The organism is Nonomuraea sp. NPDC004186 (assembly GCF_053603495.1).
The window spans coordinates 60071-78944 of record NZ_JBSGFQ010000026.1 but is presented as its reverse complement, the minus strand read 5'-3'; the positions used below and the strand labels follow the sequence as shown (position 1 = coordinate 78944).

The window sequence follows — 18874 nt, the reverse complement described above, 5'->3', positions numbered from 1 at the left end:
CATGCCCGTGCCTGCGCGCCGAAACGGCGCGGGCGCCCGCCAACCGTCCGTTCCATCCGCACCCTCGTCCTGCGCCTGGTCCGGAAGAGCCCGTCCTGGGGCTACCGGCGGGTGCACCTGGCATGCGACTTCATCGAGACCGTCACCCTTGGTGGGCGGCGTCAGTACATCCTGGCCGTCATCGAGCACGCAACCAGACGCATCCGCGTACCTGGCACCACCGCGCACCCGACCGCGAACTGGGTCGCCCAGGCCGTTAAGAACCTGGTGATGGATCTGGAGGACGCCGGTTGCCGGCTCCGCTATCTGATCCGTGACCGGGACGGGAAAGTTCCCGGAGCTCATGGACGAGATCCTGGCCGAGGCCGGCATCCAGACCGTGCTCACCGGCATCCGGATGCCGCGGATGAACGCGATCATGGAGCGGTGGGTGCAATCGTGCCGCCACGAGCTTCTCGACCGCTGCCTGCTGTGGAACGAACGCCACCTGCAGCACGCCCTGCGCGAGTACGAACAGTTCTACAACCGGCACCGAGCCCACCAAGCCCTGGCCCAGGCCGCCCCGCTACGTCCCGTCCCGGATCCGATCACTGATCCAGAGCGAATCACGAGCTTGACCGTGCGCCGACGAGACAGGCTCGGCGGAGTCCTCCACGAGTACTCACATGCCGCTTGAACCGCATGGATGGAATTTTCGGCAGGCGCAGGGTCCTGTGCGGTGGCAGCTCGTTCGCGTCGCCGCTCACCGCGTACGTGGTGGTGCGCGGTGACGGTGGGCAGTGGTCGCCGCGCGTGCCGATCGCCTGGCGGTCCTGCGGACTGGTGTGATCAGAGGCGTAGGCCATCGAGCGTGATCAGCGAACACGGGTAGGCCATGGGCGGCCTCTCCTTCCGGCGGGCCGCCCAGCCGCCCTGATCCCCGCAGATCGCCCCCCCGGGGGCGGAGCGTATCGTTGACAAGTGAGACCTCCCCCCGCGAGGCCGCGGTTCTTGCCGTGCCGGAAACGAGGGGTTATGGCTCATGACACGACTCACCGGAGTCCCGCACCGACGATCGTGCGGGTCGCGGTGACCTTGACCGTAAACGGCGTCGATCATCGGCTCGACTTGGACTCCCGCGTGACCCTGCTGGACGCCTTGCGCGACGGGCTGGGGCTGACCGGCACCAAGAAGGGCTGCGACCAGGGCGCCTGCGGCGCGTGCACCGTGATGGCGGACGGCAAGCGGGTCCTGTCCTGCCTGACATTGGCCGCGCAGTGCGAGGGCCGGGCGATCACCACCGTCGAAGGCCTCGCGGCCGACGGCGTCCTGCATCCGGTGCAGGAGGCGTTCGTCCGTCACGACGCCTTCCAGTGCGGCTACTGCACCTCCGGGCAGATCATGTCGGCGGTGTGCCTGCTGGCGGAGGGGCGCGCGGGTTCGGATGCGGAGATCCGCGAGTTCATGAGCGGCAACCTGTGCCGGTGCGGCGCCTACCCCAACATCGTCAAGGCGATCCGCGAGGTCCGCGACCGGATGGGGGCGGGTGACCGCGATGCGTGAGTTCGAGTACGTCAGGGCGGGCGAGGTGGGCCAGGCCGTGGCGACGGTGACCGCCGATCCCGACGCGTCCTATCTGGCCGGCGGCACGACTCAGATCGACCTGATGAAGGACGGCGTCCTGGAGCCGGACCGGCTGGTCGACATCACCCGGTTGCCGCTCGCCGGCGTCGCGCGCGACGGCGACGTGCTGCGGGTGGGGGCGCTGACCACGATGGAGGAGCTGGCCGCCGACCCCACGGTGACCGTGCGCCTGCCGTTCCTGCGCGAGGCGCTGCTGCTGGGTGCGTCCGTCCAACTGCGGAACATGGCGACGATCGGCGGGAACCTGTTGCAGCGCACCCGCTGCCGCTACTTCCGCGACCCCACCGTCCCCGCGTGCAACAAGCGGCACCGTGGTTCCGGGTGCGCCGCGGTGCAGGGGGCCGCCAGGATGCACGCGATCCTGGGCGCGAGCGAGCACTGCATCGCGGTGCACGCCTCGGACATGACAGTGCCGCTCGTGGCGCTGCACGCGGTCGTGCACCTGCGCGGGACGGGCGGGGAGCGCTCGGTCCCGCTGACGGAGTTCTACCGCGTGCCGGGGGACACGCCCGACGTGGAGAATGTGCTCACCCACGGTGAGCTGATCACAGCTGTGGACATCCCGCTGCTCCCGCCGGACGCGCACTCCACGTACCTCAAGATCCGCGACCGGGTCTCGTACGAGTTCGCGCTCACCTCCGCCGCGGTGGCCCTGCGATTCGACGGCGGCGTGATCGGCGAGGCACACGTCGCCCTGGGCGGCGTCGGGACGATTCCCTGGCACGCGCCCGAGGCCGAGCAGGCCCTGCGGGGGCTGCCCCCGAGCCTGGAGGTCTTCACCGCGGCGGCCGAGGCCGCCGTCCGGGACCCGTTCACCGTCGAGGGCACCGCCTTCAAGGTCGAGCTGGCCAAGCGCACCCTGGTGCGCGCCCTGCGAACCGCCGCCGGAGGTGCGTCATGACGATCGTCGAGCAGATCGACCTGGTCGGTGAGGGAGTGGACAGGGTCGACGGTCCCTTGAAGGTCACCGGTGCCGCGCACTACCCCAACGACTTCAGCTTCCCCGACCTGGCGCACGCCGCGCTCGTGCGCAGCACCGTGGCCGCCGGGCGGATCAGCCGGCTCGACACGAGCGCCGCTCAGGCCTCGCCCGGCGTGCTGGCGGTCATCACCCACCAGAACGCGCCCTCGCTGGGGCGCGCGTCCGACACGGTGATCCTCTCGGCCCCGCCGCCGCCGTTGCAGGGGGACCGGATCCTGCACTACGGCCAGTACGTGGCCGTGGTCGTGGCGGGCACCGCCGAGGAGGCGACGGCCGCGGCCCGCCGGGTCGAGGCGGAGTACGAGGCGACCGAGCCGCGCCTCGACCTTCATGACCCCAGGGCGGAGGTGCTCACCGACCCGTTCGAGATGGACTCCAGTCGCGGCGACGTCGGGGCCGCCCTGGCCTCGGCCGAGGTGACGTTCGAGGCGACGTACACCACGGTCGACAACACCAACAACCCGCTGGGCCTCTTCACCACCGTGGCCGCCTGGGACGGCGAGGCCCTCACCGTCCACGACTCCACCCAGTGGCCCGACGCTCTGCGCACGGCGCTCGCGCAGGTGTTCGGCGTCCCGGAGAGCGGCGTGCGGGTGCTGGTCCCGTTCGTCGGCGGCGGCTTCGGGGCGGGGCTGCGCGTGTGGCCGCATGTCATGCTCGCGGCCCTGGCCGCGCGCACGGTGGGCCGGCCGGTCAAGCTTGTGCTGACCCGCCCGGAGATGTTCACCGGGATTGGCCACCGCACGGCCACGGAGCAGCGTATCAAGATCGGCGCCACCCGCGACGGACGGCTGGCCGCGATCGACCACGAGAGCACCATGACGCTGCAGATGGAGGGGGACAACTTCGAACCGTGCGCCTCCGGCACGGCATACGCCTACGCCTGCCCCAACGTCTCCACGCGTGACCGGCAGGTCCGGCTGAACGTCGCCTGGTGCAACTCGATGCGCGCCCCCGGCGAGGCACAGGGCAACTTCGCGCTGGAGTCGGCCATGGACGAGCTGGCCTACGAGCTCGGCATCGACCCGCTCGAGCTCCGGTTGCGCAACTACGCCGAGAGCCAACCGCAACTCGGCCTCCCGTGGTCGAGCAAGGCCCTGCGCGAGTGCTACGAGGTCGGTGCCGAACGGTTCGGCTGGTCGCGCCGCCTACCCGAGCCCCGCTCGATGCGCGACGGCGACTGGCTGATCGGGTACGGCCTGGCCGGCGTCTCGTTCTTCTGGTTCCAGAAGCCGTGCGAGGCGACCGCGACGCTGCGCAGGGACGGGACGGCTCTGGTGCGCAGCGCGGTAACCGACATCGGAACCGGCACCTACACCGTGATGGCCCAGCTGTCGGCCGAGCTGCTCGGGCTGGACCTGCCGCGCGTCACCTTCGAACTCGGCGACACCGACCTGCCGCCGGGGGCCGTGGAGGGCGGCTCGGGCCTGACGGCCAGCCTCGGCAGCGCGATCCACGCCGCCTGCCGCAATCTCGTGCAGGCCTTCCTGGACACCGTCCGCGACGATCCCACCTCTCCGCTGGCGGGGTGCGCCGTCGACGAGGTCAGCATCGGCCGCGGTCGCATCCACCGGACGGGATCGCCCGAGCGCGGCGAGACATATACCGACATCCTCGTCGCGCATGGGCTGACGGAGCTCAGCGCCCACGGCGCCAGCACCCCGGCGGACTCGCGGGAGCTGGGCCTGGCGCCCGCGGGACCCTTCGGCGCGAAGTTCGTGGAGGTGCGGGTCGACCCGGATCTCGGACTGCTGCGGGTGGCCAGGGTCGTCTCGGTGATCGACGCAGGCCGCATCCTGAACGAGAAGACAGCCACCAGCCAGATCATCGGCGGCACGGTCGGCGGCATCGGCATGGCCATGTTCGAGGAGACGGTCACCGATCCGGGATCCGGGCGCATCGCCAACGCCACCTTCGGCGACTATCTGATCCCCGTCAACGCCGACATCCCCGACATGCAGGTGAGCTTCGTCGGCCGGCCCGACAGGTTCAACCCCGTCGGGGTCAAAGGCGTCGGCGAGATCGGCCTCGTCGGTATGGGTGCCGCCATCGCCAACGCGGTCCACCACGCCACCGGTAGGCGCATCCGCTCGCTACCCATCACGATCGACAAGCTCTTCTGACAGGACGCCCTGACACTGAGCCCCTGCCGACCGGCGGCGCCCTGGCATGGTGTCCCGCTCGGAAGTGCGAGGCTGTGGCACGTCTGTTCAGGTCTCGTCTCGTGCGGCCGATCGGTGATCGAGGACGCCGATGACGGCCAGTACGACGACAATTGCGGCCATGGCGGCCCAGCCGGCGAAGGACGCCGCCAGCCCCAGCGGCACCACGCACACTGCCGCGACAAGACGGCCGGTGATCCGCCCGCTCTTCAGCAGGCCGCGGTAGATCGCGTGCCCGGCCAGGAAGATCGCCGTGCCGCTGCCCAGCCACCAGGAGTTCGTGTGTCCGCCGAAGTGGTGGATGGCGTCGGTGATGCCCGCCGCGACCAGGATGACTGCGCCTGCCGATAATTACATCCACCCAGGTCGTGGCGTGCGCGAGCTCCGACCATCAGGAGAAGAAGAACGTGCGGCATGATGATCAGTCGTGCTCCTTCGCCTGGCCTACTTGACCGTCACGAACGCCGTCGTCCTTTCTCGCCGCGCTCTTGACCTCGCTGCCCCACGATCTCCGGCGCCGGCTGCGGCTGCTCGTCCGACCAGAGACCATCCGCGCCCTCATTCTGCGCCTGGTCCGAGAGAACCCCGGCTGGGGCTACCGGCGGGTTCACGGTGAGCTCACCACGCTCGGTATCAAGATCGCACCGTCCACGGTGTGGGAGATCCTCAAGCAGGAAGGTCTTCATCCGGCGCCCGAGCGGGCGTTCACTACCTGGGCCGTCATCGAGCACGCCACCAGGCGCGTCCGCGTGCTGGGCACCACCGCTCACCCGACCGCCGACTGGGTCATTCAGGCGATGAGGAACCTGGTGATGGACCTGGACGATGCGGGATGCCGAGCGCGTTTCCTGCTCCGGGACAGGGACGGGAAGTTCCCCGCCCTCATGGACGAGATCCTCACCGAGGCTGGCATCAAGACAGTGCTCACAGGCATTCGGATGCCGCGGATGAACGCGATCGTGGAGCGGTGGGTGCAGTCATGCCGCCACGAACTCCTCGACCGCTGCCTCATATGGAACGAACGCTTCTACAACCAGCACCGAGCCCACCAAGCCCTGAACCAAGCAGCCCCGCTGCGTCCCGCTCCGGGCCCGATCACCGATCCCGGGCGAATCATCGACCTGAAGTACGCCGACGAGACCGGCTCGGCGGTGTCCTCCACGAATCCTCACATGCCGCTTGAACTGCATGGATGGAATTATCGGCAGGCGCATGAACGCGGTCATGGGGCGGTGGGTGAGGTCCTGCCGTCGTGAGCTTCTGGATCGATGCCTGCTCTGGAACGAACGCCATCCGCAGGACGCCCTGCATGAGTACGTATGCGCAAGATGAACAAGCATTTGTTATGTGGCCGAGGTGCAGCCTCAGGCCTCCAGGCCGGTGAGCACCCCGTCGGTGAGGACCTCGGCGATCTGCTCCGCGGTGAGCTCGCCGGTCGGGGAGAACCACTCCGTGGCCGAGTTGAGCATGCCGATGATGGCCAGCACCGTCACCCGCGCGCTCTTGACCGCCCTGAACTCGCCCGCCTCGATGCCCTCGTCGATGATCTGTGAGAAGAGGGCCTCGTACCGGCGGCGCAGCTTGACGACGCGGCGCCTGCCGGTGGAGGCGAGGTAGGTCCATTGGTGGAAGGCGACGCGGGTCTGTTCCAGGGATTCGGCGAGCACGCCCATGTGCGCGTTGATCGCGCCGCGCAGGCGCTCCGGCGCGGTCTGGTCCGACTCCACCACCGGCTCGATCGCGTCGAGGTAGCGCTGGATGCCGTTCTCCACGATGCGCTGGAGCAGGTCCTCCTTCTTGCTGATGTGGACGTAGAGGCTGCCCGGCAGGAGCCCGACGGCGTCACTGATGTCCCGCATGCCCACGACCGGGTAGGTCTTTTCGCTGAAGAGCTTGATCGCCGCTTCTTCGATGAGCTCCGGCGACACAGGTCCGCTTCGCTTGGCCTGTCTTTCCTTCCGCGTTGTCAACCGTCCTCCCACGTTCGGTTAACAACTGATTGTACGGCGGGTCGCGGCGCGCTCGCTCCCGCTGGTCAGCGGTTGAAACGCGCCGGCCTGCGTTCGAGGAAGGCGTCGACGCCCTCGGCCAGGTCGGGGCCGTTGTGCAGTGCCGCGACCGCCCAGTAGCTGTTGCTCATCGAGGTGGCGAGGTCGACCTGCCAGGTCGAGCGCAGGGCATGCTTCGTGGCCTCCAGAGCCCGCCACGGTTTGGCCGCGATGCGGGCTCCCAGCTCGACGGCGGCGGGGATCAGCTCCTCCGGCTCGACGACCCGGTTGACCAGGCCGATCTCCAAAGCTCGCCGCGCGTCGATGACATCGCCGGTCAGGGCCAGCTCGGCGGCCAGGCCGGAGCCGACGAGCCGGGGGAGGAACCACGACCCGCCGTTTCCCGGGGGCAGGCCCAGGTTGATGTATGTTTCGCCGAGTTTGGAGGCTGTGGAGCAGATGCGGATGTCGCAGGCGAGCGCGAAGTCCAGGCCGCCCGCGGTGGCACCCCCGTTGATGGCGGCGATGGCCGGCAGCCTGGACGCGACGAGGCGCTGAGTCACCGGGAACAGCACGCGCGCGTTGTAGGGCTCCTGAGTGATCGGGAAGGTCTCGTCGAGGTAGGCGCGCATGGCCTTGAGGTCGGCTCCCGCGGAGAACTGCCGTCCCGCTCCGGTGATCACCAGGCAGCGGACCGCGGTGTCGACTTCAAGGTCGGTGAGGGCGGTGAGCAGGTCCGCCGCCATCTCCGGGACGACCCCGTTGCCCCGGTCCGGTCGGTTCAGGGTCAGCAGTACGACCCCGTCGGCCGCCTGCTCGTAATGCAGCGTCTCCAGCTTGGTGGCCGCCATGACTCATCCTGCCTTCACGAGGATGGTCGCGACACACGCCGCGTACGCGCCCGCGAGCCAGCCGCCCGCGTTGACGGCCATGCCGACCCGGGCACCCTCGACCTGCCTGCGTCCAGCCCGGCCGGCGAGCTGATCGTAGATCTCCACCAGCTGCGCGCAGCCGGTGGCGCCGATCGGGTGGCCCCGGCTCATCAGCCCGCCGCTCACGTTGACCGGCAGCCTGCCGCCGAGCGCGGTGGCGCCCGAACGCACCAGCAGGTGTCCCTCGCCCGGAGCGCACAGCCCGACCTCGGCGTACTGGAGGATCTCGGCGGGCGCGGCCGCGTCGTGCAGTTCGAGCACGTCGATGTCGTCGATCCCCAGTCCCGCGTCCTCGAACGCGGCGGCCGCGGCCGCCGCGACCGGCTGGGACTCCTGGCCGCGCCCGGCGGCCAGGCGGGTCGCCCGGATCTCGCACCCGGCGATGCCGGAGCGGCGGGCGTAGTCCTCCGAGCACAGGACCAGCGCGGCGGCGCCGTCGGTGGTGGGTGAGCACATGGGCAGGGTCAGCGGGTCGACGACCATCCGGGCGTGCAGGACCTCCTCGATCGTCTGTGGCGTCCGGTACTGGGCGAGCGGGTTGAGCGCGGCGTGCCCGCGGTTCTTCACCGCGACGGCCGCGAAGTCCTCGATGCCGGCGTCGTACTCGGCGAGATAGCGTCTGGCCTCCTCCGCGTAGACATTCACGAACACCGAGTTCGAGGCCGGCTTGTCCGGCTCGGGGCGGTGGGACGCGTCGACGTCGGTGGCTCCCCGCAACGCGTCGAACGTTCGGGACTTGTCCTCGTGCGACAGCTTCTCGACACCGATGACGATCGCGAGGTCGCACCGTCCCGCGAGCACAGCCTCGAACGCCAGGGCCGCGGCCGAGCTGCTGGAGGCGCACGCGTTCTCCACGTTCACCAGTGGTACGCCGGCCAGACCTGTGGACTGCAACGCGACCTGGCCGCGGATCATCTCCTGCCCGGACACCAGCCCGGCCGCGGCGTTGGCCAGGAACACCCGTTGCACCTCGGCCGCGGTCACGCCGGCGTCCTTGAGCGCCAGCTCCGTGACGGCCTCGACCATCATCCGCTCGCTGCGCCGTACGTTCCGCCCGAAGGGGATCATGCCGACACCGGCGATCAGCACTTTGCTCACTGGTGCACCACCGCGAACCACGGCACCGGCCGCCGGGCGATCTCGTCCTGGGACGCCGGCCGGAAGCGCACCCGCGTGTCACAGCCGTAGGCGCTCCATCCGCCGGCCTCGTCAGGCCACAGTCGGGCCAGCAGCTGTACGCCCTCGGCGAGCTTGACGACCCCGAGCGCGTACGGGGTCTCCGACTCGAAGCCGGTCGGCGCTCCGAAGCGGGTCACCGCGAAGCTGTGCAGCACTCCCGTGCCGGATGCCCGGACCCATCCGAGATCGGCCTCATAGCAGAAGGGGCAGCGATGGCGTGGGTACATGTTGTCGCGGCCGCAGCCGTTGCAGTGCTGAATGACCAGCTCACCGCGACCGAGCGCGTCGTAGTAGGGACGGGTGAGCGGCTCCATGCCCGGGTCGCTCCCTGGAGCACTCCCTGGATCACTCCCTGGATCACTCATCGTGTCACCCCTTCCAGCAGGAGCACCTGGCTGTCCATGTAGGTCCCACCTGAGCCGCCGCAGACCGCACGCTCCGCGCCGGCGACCTGCCGCTCGGGCCCCGCTCTGCCCAGCAGCTGGCGAACGGCCTCGGCCAGCAACGCCGTGCCGCCGCCGACGCCGGTGTGGCCCGCGGAGAGCAGACCGCCGTTGGTGTTGACGGGCAGCCGGCCGCCGGGGGAGTAGTCGCCCGCGGCGAACGTCCGTGCCGCCTCGCCTGGCTTGGCCAGTCCGAGGCCCTCCAGCGCGATGGTGAGCACGGCGGGATAGGAGTCGTACACCTCGGCGAGGTCGGCGTCGTTCGGCCCCCAGCCCGCCTGCTCGTAGGCCTGCGCCGCGGCCTTCGGCCAGCCGAGTACGGCGAGGTCGCGCTCCTGACCGATGCTGTAGTGGGACACGCAGCCGCCGGATCCGGCGATCCGCACCCACCGGTCGTGCGTGCGCCGCGCCATGGCGGCGCTCGTCAGGACGAAGCCGACCGCGCCGTCGGCCAGCATCGGGCATTCCAGCGCGTGCAGCGGATCGGAGACCATCTTGGACGCGAGGACCTGCTCGACCGTCAGCGGCTTGTCCTTGTACATCGCGTTGGGGTTGAGCCTGGCCCACTCGCGCAGCACGACGCACACCGACGCCATCTGAGCGGCGGTGGAGCCGCTGGCGGCCATGTAGCGGTTGGTGATGAGCGCGCCGACCGCGTTGAACGACAGTCCGGATGGTTTCTCCCACTCGCGGGGTATGCCGTTCGCGGTCAGCATGTCGATCATCTCGTTGACCGGGGCCGAGCCCCACTTCTCGGCCTGCAGGACCAGGACGTTGCGGGCGTGCCCGCTCGCGATCAGACCGGCGGCGGTGCGCATCGTGTTGTCGCTCGTCGACCCGCCCGAGTGGATCATGTAGCTCGCCTTGGCGCGGCCGCCCAGCCCCAGCTCTTCGACCACGCGGGAGAACACCAGGTCGGCCTGGTCGGCTGGGGAGTGCAGGCAGGGGATGAGCAGGATGGTGTCGATGTCGGACATCGACATGCCCGCGTCCCGCACCGCCGCCACGGCGACGTCGACCAGCGAGCCCATGAACGGCCGCTTCGGATACCGGCCGGACGGCAGCTCGCCGACGCCGATGAACGCGGCCTCGTCAGCATCACTCACCAGGGTCTCCTTCCTGTTCGGGGCCGGGCTCTCTGCGTCGCGCGAGCAGCACCATGCGAAAGCGCATGACCTCCTCGTCCTTCTGGTTCAGGACCGTGTAGTCGAGTCGGAGCACGCCGTACCTGGGCTTGCCACCCTCGGCCCCGGCGACCTCGACCCGCACGCGGATGGTGTCGCCGGGGAACACCGGCGCCAGCGCACGCATGGTCTGGCATTCGAGGAACGCCACGATCGCGTCGCCGAGGAAACCCGACAGGGCGACCTGGCCCACGGCCAGGCTGAAGGTGAGCGGGCCGTGGGCGATCCGGCCGCCGAAGCGGGTGCCGCGGCCGTACTCCTCATCGACGTGGAGGGGGTAGTGATCCCCGGTGAGGCCGGCGAACGCGGAGATGTCCGAGATGTCGACAGTCCGGCCGGGGGAGAGCACCGTGTCGCCGACGGAGAAGTCCTCGAAGTGGTGCCGGAGCCGGTTGAAGGTGGCGGTCACAGGCTCAACGCCGCCAATGCCTCGTGCGCCAGCCCGTACCCGAGCTGGTCGTGGATGAGCCGCTTGATCTCGCGGGTGAGCACGGCGCGCGCGTACCGGCGGGCCAGGTCGGGTTTCGAGGCGATGTCGGCGGCGAGTTCGCGAGCCCGGGCGAGCGCCTGGCCTGCGGGGACGACCTCGTTCACCACGCCGTAGTCCAGAGCCTGCCGAGCGTCGAGCTCCTGGCCGGTCAGCAGGAAGTAGCGGCCGCGGGTCGAGCCGAGCACGTGCGTCCAGGCGAGGTGGGCGCCGTCGCCGGGCACGATGCCGGACGGGAAGTGCGGGCCGTCCTTGAATCTGACCGTGTCCGCAGCGACGATGATGTCGGACAGGATCGGGATCTCCGGGTGGATCAGCGCGGGCCCGTTGATCGCGGCCACGACCGGCACCTCGATGTTCATCAGGTTGGTGAGCAGCCGCTGGCCCTCGAACATGATGTGCGCCCAGTCGGCGGCGGTGCCGAGGTTGAAGCTGGAGAAGTCGATCTCCGCGCAGAACGCGTCGCCCGTGCCGGTCAGCAGCACGACCTTGTTCTCCGGGTCGCAGGCGATGTCGGTGAACGCGTACGCGAGCTCGTCGTGTGCCTGGCTGGTCCACACGAGACTGTCGCCGTCGGTGTGAACGGTTACCTGGAGAATGCCGTTCTCGCGTTCGAGACGGACGTTCTCGTACCTCTTGGAGTACTCGTCGAGCGACGGATTGATCCTGGCCATGTGGCACCCTCCGCCAAAAACAAACAGTTGTTTCAGGACACGGTAACAGCAAGGACGGCGTTCGCCAACACCGCGGGGACGAACGGCGTGAACCGCCGGACGCGCAGCCGCCAGCCCTCCGGCGTGGGCACGAACTCGTCGTCGTAGCGGCCGAAGGTCGCCAGCCGCAGGTCGGTGTCGCCCACGACAAGGGCGAGCGCGTACGCCTGCCCCAGGGCGCCTGCCTCGCTCGCCTCGACGAGGATGTTGCTGACGAGGTGCCGCATTCCAGGCGCGCGCTCGGCCGTCGCCCGGACGAGCGCGGCGAGGCCGTCCCTGCCGATGACGGGAGCGGCGCCCTCGCGCTCGAAGACGCCGTCCTCGGTGAACAGGGCCGCGAGCTCGTCGGCCCGGCCCTCGTCGAAGGCGTGGGAGTAACGCGCGTAGAGGTCGATGATCTCCTGACGCTGGTCGCAGGTGAGCCGGGGCGTCGTCGATGTCATGTCCGCACCTGCCTGGGAGCCGATCGGAGGGCGAGCCGTCCGCGGAGGAAGTCGCGTGGCGCGTTGGCGGCGAAGACCCCGGTCAGCCGGTCGCCGTCGGTGTAGTGGACGACGAACCTGCCGCTGTCGAAGTCGCCGGACACGACCGTCGCCGTCGCCGTCGGGGAAGCGGCGCCGGCGAACTGGAGCCGCAGATCCGCCTGGTCGGACCAGAAGAACCCGTCCTCGTCGAGGCCGGCGGGCGGCACGCCGAGGAGTGCCGCGGCGACCTTGGCCGCACTGTCGGACGCGGCGGTCCAGTGGCCAATCGGCCGGCACTGGCCCGCCGTGTGCCGGCAGACGACGTCCCCCGCCCCGAAGACGTCCGCGGCGGAGGTGCGCCCGGTCTCGTCGCAGACGAGGCCGTGGTGCGTTTCGAGCCCGGCGTCGGCCAGCCAGGCGGTGTCGCGGACGATTCCGACGCCGACGACCACGACGTCCGTCTCGACGACCGTGCCATCGCCGAGGAACAGGACCAGAGCGTCGGGCCGCTCCTCGCTCTCGTCGACCGTGGTGCCGCAGCGGAACTCAAGGCCGCGTTCGGAATGCCGGCGCCGTAGCCAGGCCGCCGGCCCGGCGCCGATGATCAGCGCCATCGGCTGTGCCGCGGCTTCCACGACGGTGACCCGGCAGCCCCGCATCCGTGCCGCGCAGGCCACCTCCAGGCCGACGAACCCGGCGCCGATCACGGCCACCCGCGCCCCGTCGGTGAGCGCGCCGGCCAGCCGCCGGGAGTCCGCGGCGGTCCGCAGGTAATGCACCCTGCCGGAGTCCGGCAGGGACGGCAGCCGGCGCGGCCGGGCACCGGTGGCTACGACCAGCCGGTCGTAGCCGATCTCGCCGCCGTCGGTGAGCGTCAGCGTCCGGGCACACAGGTTGAGGCCGACCGCCGCGCGGCCGAGCACGAGCCGGATGTCCTGGCGGGCGTACTCGTCCGGGGCGGCCAGGCGTATGTCGTCGGCGCCGCGCGTGCCGAGCAGGCACTCCTTGGACAGCGGCGGCCGGTCGTAGGGTTCGTCGGACTCCTCGGACACGAGGGTGACCCGGCCGCGGTGGCCAAGGTCGCGCAGGGCCTGGGCGGTCCGGACCGCGGCGAGGCCGCCCCCGGCGATGACGACGTGCGGGCCGCTCACGGGCGTGCCGCCGGGGCTCGGAGTTCGAGCACCGCGCGCTCGGCGAGCTGGAACTTCTGGACCCGTCCGGTGACCGTGGTCGGCAGTTCGTCCGCGTCGGCGAACAGGACCGAGGCCGGCACCTTGAAGCGCGCGAGCCGCTGCTTGCAGAAGGCGATGAGCTCCTCGGGATCGGGCGGTTCCGCGGTCGCCGCGACGATCCACGCGCAACCGACTTCGCCCATGCGCTCGTGAGGGATACCCACCACGTGCGCGGCGAGCACGGCAGGGTGCTCGGCGAGCACCGCCTCGACCTCTCCCGGGATGACGAGCTCGCCGCCACACCGGTAGGACTCCTTGCGGCGCCCGGTGAGCACCAGGTAGCCCTGCTCGTCGAACCGGCCGAGGTCGCCGGTGCGCAACCAGCCGTCGGCGGTGAACGCCGCGGCCGTCTCCTCCGGCATGTCGTAGTAGCCCTCGGTCACCAGCGGCCCCCGCGCCACCAGCTCACCGATCTCGCCGCGAGGCAGCTCGGCACCGGTGTCCGGGTCGATGACGCGGTAGACGCCGAGCGCGCCGCCGAGCTCCGGCTCGCCGGCCACGCCGGCCGGCTTGACGCACCCGTTCGTCCCGCGCAGCCGGTCGAGCGGGTCGCCGGGTTGCGTGCACAGGGTGGACGCGGTCGTCTCGGTCTGCCCGTAGGCGGTGAACAGCTCGTCGACGCCCAGCACGTCCAGCATCTCCTGCCACATCGCCGGGTGGTGGGCCGCGCCCGAGGAGAACATCGTGGTGAGCGAGGTCAGGTCGTAGCCGCCGGAGCGCGCCTTGTCCAGCACGACCGAGGTCATCGCGGGCACGCAGATCAGCTCGTCGATCCGGTGGGTCGGCACGTCCCGGAGCATCCGGTCGGCGTCGAACGCCGTGTGGGGGCAGATCGCGCCTCCGACGAACAACGCGGCGACGGTGGCCTCGACGTAGCCGAATACGTGGTAGATCGGCAGGGCGAACAGGATGCGTCGCCCGTCCTGGAAAGCGCGGGTGTACGCACTGGCGTAGGCGGTCCGCAGGACGGCGTCGTGCCGCAGCAGCACGCCCTTGGCCTTCCCGGTGGTGCCGGAGGTGTAGAGCAGGTCGGAGTCGGCGAACGGGTCGGCGGCTGCGGTCCGCCGCAGCACCGTCTCGTCCGGAATGGACGCGCCCAGGGTGACGAGGTCCGCCAGGGAGCTGCCGCGGGCCGGCGGCCCCTCCGTGCCCATGACGAAGACCGCCCGCAGGCGGGGCAGGGCCGCGCCGCCGCCGCCGCGTTCCCAGCCGGGCGCGATCCGGTCGAGCGCGTCGAGGTAGTCAAGGTCCCGGAACCGGTCCATCGTGATGAGCACGGTGGAGTCCGACTGGCTCAGCACGTAACGCAGCTCCTCGTGGCGGAGCAGGAAGTTGATCGAGACCGACACCGCTCCGACGCGGGCCACCGCGTACTTGAGGGCCACGACCTCCGGGAAGTTGGCCAGGTCGACGGCCACGTGGTCGCCGGGCTCCACACCGGCTGCGATCAGCCCGGCGGCCAGCCGGATCGTCCAGTCCCGCAGCTCGGCGTACGTGTAGCCGCGCTCGCCGAGGATCGCGGGCCGGTCGGGAAACGCGGCCGCGGTCACGTCGAGCTGCTGGGCGGTCGTGCGCGGCACCCACACCGGATGCCGGGCCTCGAGCGCCTCTCGCCGTGCTGCGGGGGAAACGCTGCTCATCCCTGTCGCGCCGTCCTTTCCATCACCTTTGGTGCAACGAGTCGGCCGATCTCGGCCTCGGAGAACCCCGCTTCGGCGAGGACCTCTTCGGTGTGCGCGCCCAGCGCCGGAGGCTGGCGCATCGCGCACCGAGTGTGCTCGTCGATGGGCAACCGGAGCTGCTTGAGCCCTGGTATCCGCCCGTCGAGGGCCTCCTGGACGATGCCTCGCTCGGCGGTCACGGGGTGGGCCAGCGCGGCGGCGAGGTCGTTGACCGGCCCCACCGGCACGCCCGCCGCCGTGATCCGCTCCAGCCAGTGCGCCGAATTCGCCGTACGAAGCCGGCCTTCGACGATCTCGCTCAGCGTGGACCGGTTCTCCACGCGGTCCGCCACCGTACGGAACCGGTCGTCGGTCACGAGGTGGCCGAGTTCGAGCGCGGCGCACAGTCGCGCGAACAACCGGTCGGTCGCGGCCGCGACCATGATCGAGCCGTCGGCCGTGCGGAACGCCTCGTACGGCGCGGTGCTCGGCGCGGCGGAGCCCAGCCGGCCGGGGAACGTGCCCGTGGCCAGGTAGCCCATGATCTGGTGAGACAGGAGGAAGAACCCGCTGTCCACCAGGCTCGCGCGCAGGTGCTGCGCGCGACCGTCGGCGCGCCGGGCGAGCGCGGCCTGGATCGAGATGGTGGCCCACAGCCCGGTCGAGATGTCCACGATCGAGGGCGCCGCTCTGGCCGGGCGCCCGCTCTCCTCGCCGGTCATCGCCATGATGCCGGTGAATGCCTGGATGAGTGCGTCGTAGCCGGGCCGGTCGTGACCGAGCGGACGCTCCCCGAAGGCGCTCACCGAACAGTGCACCACGTTCGGGCTCACCTGACGGAAGTGCTCGAAGCCGAGTCCCAGCCGGTCCGCCACGCCCGGGCGGAAGGACTCCATGACGACGTCGACGTCGCGGGCTATGCGCAGGACCGCCGCACGGCCCTCCGGTGTCCGGATGTCGAGGGCGACGCTGCGCTTGTTCCGGTTCATGGCGAGGAAGACGGTGCTCTCGCCATCCCACCGGGGTGGAAGGTCCCTGGTGGCCTCGCCGGTGCCCGGCCGCTCGACCTTGACCACGTCGGCACCGAGGTCGCCGAGGATCATGCAAGCCAGCGGGCCGGCGATGTTCTCGCTGAGATCCAGGACACGAAGGTCGGGGTAGGTGCGTTCCAGGCTCACGGTGCGGCTCCGGGACAGTGAGGTGACCGCCAGTGCTCGTGCCTCACCATAGACGATCGCCCGGTCAAAACAAACACTTGTTATGAGCGATGTCCGGGGCTAGCGTGGAGACCACGGCCCGCGTGCCGCGGGCATGACCGCGTGAGATGACCGAAGGGGCCGAGGATGGATTTCCGGTTCACCGAAGAACAGCAGTTGTGGAGCGATACGCTGCACACCTTCATGGAGCGCGAGGTAGGCCGGGAGTACATCCGCAAGCACGACGAGTCCCGCGAGTTCCCGGACGAGGCGTACCAGAAGATCGCCGACCGCGGCTGGCTCGGCCTGCTGATCCCCGAGCAGTACGGCGGTCTGGACGCCGACCCGGTCATGTACGCGATCTTCTGCGAGGCGATCGCGAAGTACAGTCTTGACTTCGCCGCGGCGGTGATGACCTCGATGTTCACCGCGACCAACATCGCCAACCACGGCACCGAGGAGCAGCGGGAGGCGTACCTGCCGGGGTTCCTGCAGGGCCGTACGAAGTTCAGCATCTCCATCACCGAGCCGGGCGCCGGATCGGACGCCGCGAGCCTGCAGACGAAGGCGGTCCTCGACGGCGACGCGTGGGTGCTCAACGGCAACAAGGTCTTCTGCTCCGGCGCCCACCTCCCGGACACGGTCATCACGGTGCTGGCCAGGACCGGCCCGGACAAGCACAAGGGGCTGAGCCTCATCCTGGTGCCGAACACGGCACCGGGCGTGGACATCCGGAAGCTGAACACGATCGTCCGACGCAGCCTCGGCACCACTGAGATCTTCCTGACCGACGTCCGCGTGCCGAGGGGGAACATCATCGGTGAGCCGGGCACCGGGTGGGCCTACATCGGTGAGCACCTGGAGTACGAGAGGCTGAGCCTGGCGGCGTCCTACGTCGGCAACGCGCGCACTGCGCTGGACGACACCATCCACTACACCAAGGACCGGACCCAGTTCGGCCGGCCGCTGTCCTCCTTCCAGGTGCTCAAGCATCGGATGGCGGAGAACGAGTGCGAGGTCGAGGCGGCTCGGCTGCTGGTCTACAACGCGGCGACCAAGATGGCCCGTGGCGAGCGCGCGCTCAAGGAGGTGTCGATGGCGAAGGTGTTCGCGGCCGACACCGCGTTCAAGACCTCGTTCAACGGCATGCAGGCCCTGGGGGGATACGCCCAGCTGCCCGAGTACGACATGGAGCGCTATTTCCGCGAGGCCAAGCACGCCATGGTCGGCGGCGGCGCCAACGAGATCCAGCGCAGCATCATCGCCAAGGAGATGGGCCTGTAGCCGGGGCGGGTGGACACCCGCCCGGCTATTCGACGAACGTGATGGAGTCGGTCGGGCAGTCGTAGGCTGCCCGCCGCAACCCGTCCAGCTCGCCCGGCTCGACGTCGTCGCGCTTGAGCACGACGAGCCCCTCCTCGTCGAGGTCGAAGACCGGCGCCAGCGCGAGCACGCAGTTGCCGTACCCCTGACAGGTCGAGCGGTCCACCTTGATCGTGGTCATCGTGGTGCTCCTTCTCCCAGCCGTTTCGCGATCTCCTCGTGGAAGGCCGTCAGCCTGCTCTCTGCCGTGTTGAACATGTTCCGGGTGAAGCCCAGCGAGCCGATCACGGTGGCGAAGTCGTCGATGACGACGGAGTCCTCCGCGAGCACTTCGAGGAACTGGTCCCAGTCTCGCTGGTTGTGGCGCTCCCACTTCTCCGCCGGCATGCCGTCCGGCGGCGGGCCGACCACCTCGTACGCGCAGAGCAGCGTCTCGCCGACCGAGATCGGCCACGCGCTCCACATCTGCAGGTGGGTGGGGAAGCAGCTGAAGATCGTGTTGGGAAACGCCAGGTAGTGGCACAGGTGCGAGGCACGGTGGTCGCCGTTGTGGAGCGCCTTGTCGGTGAACCCGCGAATCGGCAGGGTCATCCACGTGTGCGGTGGCGTGATCTTGAGAATGGCGTCCCGCCACATGACGAGCCCGGCGAGCGTGTCCCTGTGGGTGAAGGGCACGTGCCAGGTCTCGTTGAACGCGTCGACGACGATCTTCCAGTTGGCCTTGAGCCGCACGGATGTGCGGAATTTGGTGGTGAAGCCCTCCAGCCCGTAGCCGGCGAGTTCGTCGCCGATCTCGCCGAGGTATTCGCGCAGGGGTGGCACGTCGTCGGAGAAGCAGAGCCAGATCCACCCGCCCCACTCCTCGTTCCGGACCGCGGGCGCGCGCAGGCCGTCCAGTTCGGCCGCGTCGAAACTGCCGCGCAGCGGCACGCTGCCGACCACGCCGTCCAGTCCGTACACGAAGCCGTGCCACGGGCAGGTGAAGCGGGCGTTGCCGCAGTTGCCCGAGCCGTTCACCAGCCGGGCGCCACGGTGCTGGCACACGTTGTGCCAGGCGCTGACCGTGCCGTCGGGGAGCCTGGTGATCACGACCGACTGTCCGATCTGGTCCCAGACGACGTAGTCGCGCGGGCGGGCCACGTCCGACGAGGGATGCACGGGAAACCACGCGTGGTGGAAGATCTCGGTGAGCTCGCGCCGGTAGCGGTCAAGGTCGGTGTAGACGGACTTGTCGAGCAGGCTCGGCGGCAAGGGATACTGCTGTTCGGCTGGAGTCAGCTCGGTGCCCGATCTCGTCTGAGTCAT

The 18874-nt window shown here is 70.0% G+C and carries 21 protein-coding genes; 7 read left to right on the top strand and 14 right to left on the bottom strand.

Annotated elements, in window-relative coordinates:
* Positions 1 to 313: 313 nt before the first annotated feature.
* The 5 genes from ACWEPL_RS22090 (at position 314) to ACWEPL_RS22070 (ending at position 4728) form a co-directional block, all read left to right on the top strand.
* Positions 314 to 676, top strand: coding sequence for an integrase core domain-containing protein (locus ACWEPL_RS22090; protein WP_452437308.1), 363 nt, complete (start codon positions 314 to 316; stop codon positions 674 to 676).
* Between the two features lie 5 nt (positions 677 to 681).
* Complete coding sequence (locus ACWEPL_RS22085; protein WP_452437307.1) at positions 682 to 828, top strand: hypothetical protein; 147 nt, start codon at positions 682 to 684, stop codon at positions 826 to 828.
* 186 nt (positions 829 to 1014) lie between these two features.
* Positions 1015 to 1542, top strand: coding sequence for a (2Fe-2S)-binding protein (locus tag ACWEPL_RS22080; protein WP_452437306.1), 528 nt, complete (start codon positions 1015 to 1017; stop codon positions 1540 to 1542).
* Positions 1535 to 2524, top strand: a complete 990-nt coding sequence (locus tag ACWEPL_RS22075) for an FAD binding domain-containing protein (protein ID WP_452437305.1) — start codon at positions 1535 to 1537, stop codon at positions 2522 to 2524. Before ACWEPL_RS22080 ends, ACWEPL_RS22075 begins: the two co-directional genes overlap by 8 nt.
* Entirely contained in the window at positions 2521 to 4728 is a 2208-nt protein-coding gene (locus tag ACWEPL_RS22070; protein WP_452437304.1) for a xanthine dehydrogenase family protein molybdopterin-binding subunit, read from the top strand. The genes ACWEPL_RS22075 and ACWEPL_RS22070 overlap by 4 nt, the downstream gene beginning before the upstream one ends.
* An 87-nt stretch (positions 4729 to 4815) precedes the next feature.
* Here ACWEPL_RS22070 and ACWEPL_RS22065 read toward each other — a convergent pair whose 3' ends face one another.
* Positions 4816 to 4941, bottom strand: a complete 126-nt coding sequence (locus tag ACWEPL_RS22065) for a hypothetical protein (RefSeq protein WP_452437303.1) — start codon at positions 4939 to 4941, stop codon at positions 4816 to 4818.
* A gap of 314 nt (positions 4942 to 5255) precedes the next feature.
* Between ACWEPL_RS22065 and ACWEPL_RS22060 the strand changes: the two genes are divergently transcribed.
* Positions 5256 to 6023, top strand: coding sequence for a hypothetical protein (locus tag ACWEPL_RS22060; protein ID WP_452437302.1), 768 nt, complete (start codon positions 5256 to 5258; stop codon positions 6021 to 6023).
* Between the two features lie 108 nt (positions 6024 to 6131).
* Here ACWEPL_RS22060 and ACWEPL_RS22055 read toward each other — a convergent pair whose 3' ends face one another.
* The 11 genes from ACWEPL_RS22055 to ACWEPL_RS22005 all read right to left on the bottom strand — a co-directional run bounded on the left by ACWEPL_RS22055 (position 6132) and on the right by ACWEPL_RS22005 (position 16228).
* Entirely contained in the window at positions 6132 to 6695 is a 564-nt protein-coding gene (locus ACWEPL_RS22055; RefSeq protein ID WP_363969137.1) for a TetR/AcrR family transcriptional regulator, read from the bottom strand.
* 107 nt (positions 6696 to 6802) lie between these two features.
* Positions 6803 to 7606 carry an enoyl-CoA hydratase/isomerase family protein gene (locus ACWEPL_RS22050; RefSeq protein ID WP_452437301.1) on the bottom strand — a complete coding sequence of 268 codons (804 nt, stop codon included), beginning with the start codon at positions 7604 to 7606 and terminating at the stop codon, positions 6803 to 6805.
* Positions 7607 to 7609: 3 nt separating this feature from the next.
* On the bottom strand, positions 7610 to 8785 hold the full coding sequence (locus tag ACWEPL_RS22045; RefSeq protein WP_452437300.1) for a thiolase family protein: 1176 nt from the start codon (positions 8783 to 8785) through the stop codon (positions 7610 to 7612).
* Positions 8782 to 9180: a Zn-ribbon domain-containing OB-fold protein gene (locus ACWEPL_RS22040; protein WP_452437299.1), complete on the bottom strand. Its 399-nt coding sequence runs from the start codon at positions 9178 to 9180 to the stop codon at positions 8782 to 8784. The genes ACWEPL_RS22045 and ACWEPL_RS22040 overlap by 4 nt, the downstream gene beginning before the upstream one ends.
* 47 nt (positions 9181 to 9227) lie before the next feature.
* Complete coding sequence (locus tag ACWEPL_RS22035; protein WP_363969129.1) at positions 9228 to 10415, bottom strand: thiolase family protein; 1188 nt, start codon at positions 10413 to 10415, stop codon at positions 9228 to 9230.
* Positions 10408 to 10902 carry a MaoC family dehydratase gene (locus ACWEPL_RS22030; protein WP_452437298.1) on the bottom strand — a complete coding sequence of 165 codons (495 nt, stop codon included), beginning with the start codon at positions 10900 to 10902 and terminating at the stop codon, positions 10408 to 10410. Before ACWEPL_RS22030 ends, ACWEPL_RS22035 begins: the two co-directional genes overlap by 8 nt.
* Entirely contained in the window at positions 10899 to 11654 is a 756-nt protein-coding gene (locus ACWEPL_RS22025) for an enoyl-CoA hydratase/isomerase family protein (RefSeq protein ID WP_452437297.1), read from the bottom strand. Before ACWEPL_RS22025 ends, ACWEPL_RS22030 begins: the two co-directional genes overlap by 4 nt.
* Before the next feature lie 32 nt (positions 11655 to 11686).
* Positions 11687 to 12136: a nuclear transport factor 2 family protein gene (locus ACWEPL_RS22020; RefSeq protein ID WP_363969123.1), complete on the bottom strand. Its 450-nt coding sequence runs from the start codon at positions 12134 to 12136 to the stop codon at positions 11687 to 11689.
* Positions 12133 to 13308 carry an NAD(P)/FAD-dependent oxidoreductase gene (locus ACWEPL_RS22015; protein WP_452437296.1) on the bottom strand — a complete coding sequence of 392 codons (1176 nt, stop codon included), beginning with the start codon at positions 13306 to 13308 and terminating at the stop codon, positions 12133 to 12135. Before ACWEPL_RS22015 ends, ACWEPL_RS22020 begins: the two co-directional genes overlap by 4 nt.
* On the bottom strand, positions 13305 to 15029 hold the full coding sequence (locus tag ACWEPL_RS22010) for an AMP-binding protein (protein ID WP_452437295.1): 1725 nt from the start codon (positions 15027 to 15029) through the stop codon (positions 13305 to 13307). Before ACWEPL_RS22010 ends, ACWEPL_RS22015 begins: the two co-directional genes overlap by 4 nt.
* Positions 15026 to 16228, bottom strand: a complete 1203-nt coding sequence (locus ACWEPL_RS22005; RefSeq protein WP_452437294.1) for a CaiB/BaiF CoA transferase family protein — start codon at positions 16226 to 16228, stop codon at positions 15026 to 15028. The genes ACWEPL_RS22010 and ACWEPL_RS22005 overlap by 4 nt, the downstream gene beginning before the upstream one ends.
* Positions 16229 to 16393: 165 nt before the next feature.
* Between ACWEPL_RS22005 and ACWEPL_RS22000 the strand changes: the two genes are divergently transcribed.
* Positions 16394 to 17530: an acyl-CoA dehydrogenase family protein gene (locus ACWEPL_RS22000; RefSeq protein WP_363969115.1), complete on the top strand. Its 1137-nt coding sequence runs from the start codon at positions 16394 to 16396 to the stop codon at positions 17528 to 17530.
* A gap of 25 nt (positions 17531 to 17555) precedes the next feature.
* On the opposite strand, the gene ACWEPL_RS21995 is transcribed toward ACWEPL_RS22000, so the two are convergent.
* Positions 17556 to 17750, bottom strand: coding sequence for a ferredoxin (locus ACWEPL_RS21995; RefSeq protein WP_355205587.1), 195 nt, complete (start codon positions 17748 to 17750; stop codon positions 17556 to 17558).
* Positions 17747 to 18874, bottom strand: a complete 1128-nt coding sequence (locus ACWEPL_RS21990) for an aromatic ring-hydroxylating oxygenase subunit alpha (protein WP_452437293.1) — start codon at positions 18872 to 18874, stop codon at positions 17747 to 17749. The genes ACWEPL_RS21995 and ACWEPL_RS21990 overlap by 4 nt, the downstream gene beginning before the upstream one ends.

Bases quoted from the DNA above. Each gene is read 5' to 3' on its own strand.
- ACWEPL_RS22085 (WP_452437307.1), top strand. From the start codon at position 682: ATGGATGGAATTTTCGGCAGGCGCAGGGTCCTGTGCGGTGGCAGCTCG.
- ACWEPL_RS22080 (WP_452437306.1), top strand. From the start codon at position 1,015: ATGGCTCATGACACGACTCACCGGAGTCCCGCACCGACGATCGTGCGG.
- ACWEPL_RS22075 (WP_452437305.1), top strand. From the start codon at position 1,535: ATGCGTGAGTTCGAGTACGTCAGGGCGGGCGAGGTGGGCCAGGCCGTG.
- ACWEPL_RS22070 (WP_452437304.1), top strand. From the start codon at position 2,521: ATGACGATCGTCGAGCAGATCGACCTGGTCGGTGAGGGAGTGGACAGG.
- ACWEPL_RS22050 (WP_452437301.1), bottom strand. From the start codon at position 7,606: ATGGCGGCCACCAAGCTGGAGACGCTGCATTACGAGCAGGCGGCCGAC.
- ACWEPL_RS22040 (WP_452437299.1), bottom strand. From the start codon at position 9,180: ATGGAGCCGCTCACCCGTCCCTACTACGACGCGCTCGGTCGCGGTGAG.
- ACWEPL_RS22025 (WP_452437297.1), bottom strand. From the start codon at position 11,654: ATGGCCAGGATCAATCCGTCGCTCGACGAGTACTCCAAGAGGTACGAG.
- ACWEPL_RS22020 (WP_363969123.1), bottom strand. From the start codon at position 12,136: ATGACATCGACGACGCCCCGGCTCACCTGCGACCAGCGTCAGGAGATC.
- ACWEPL_RS22010 (WP_452437295.1), bottom strand. From the start codon at position 15,029: ATGAGCAGCGTTTCCCCCGCAGCACGGCGAGAGGCGCTCGAGGCCCGG.
- ACWEPL_RS22000 (WP_363969115.1), top strand. From the start codon at position 16,394: ATGGATTTCCGGTTCACCGAAGAACAGCAGTTGTGGAGCGATACGCTG.
- ACWEPL_RS21995 (WP_355205587.1), bottom strand. From the start codon at position 17,750: ATGACCACGATCAAGGTGGACCGCTCGACCTGTCAGGGGTACGGCAAC.
- ACWEPL_RS21990 (WP_452437293.1), bottom strand. From the start codon at position 18,874: ATGACTCAGACGAGATCGGGCACCGAGCTGACTCCAGCCGAACAGCAG.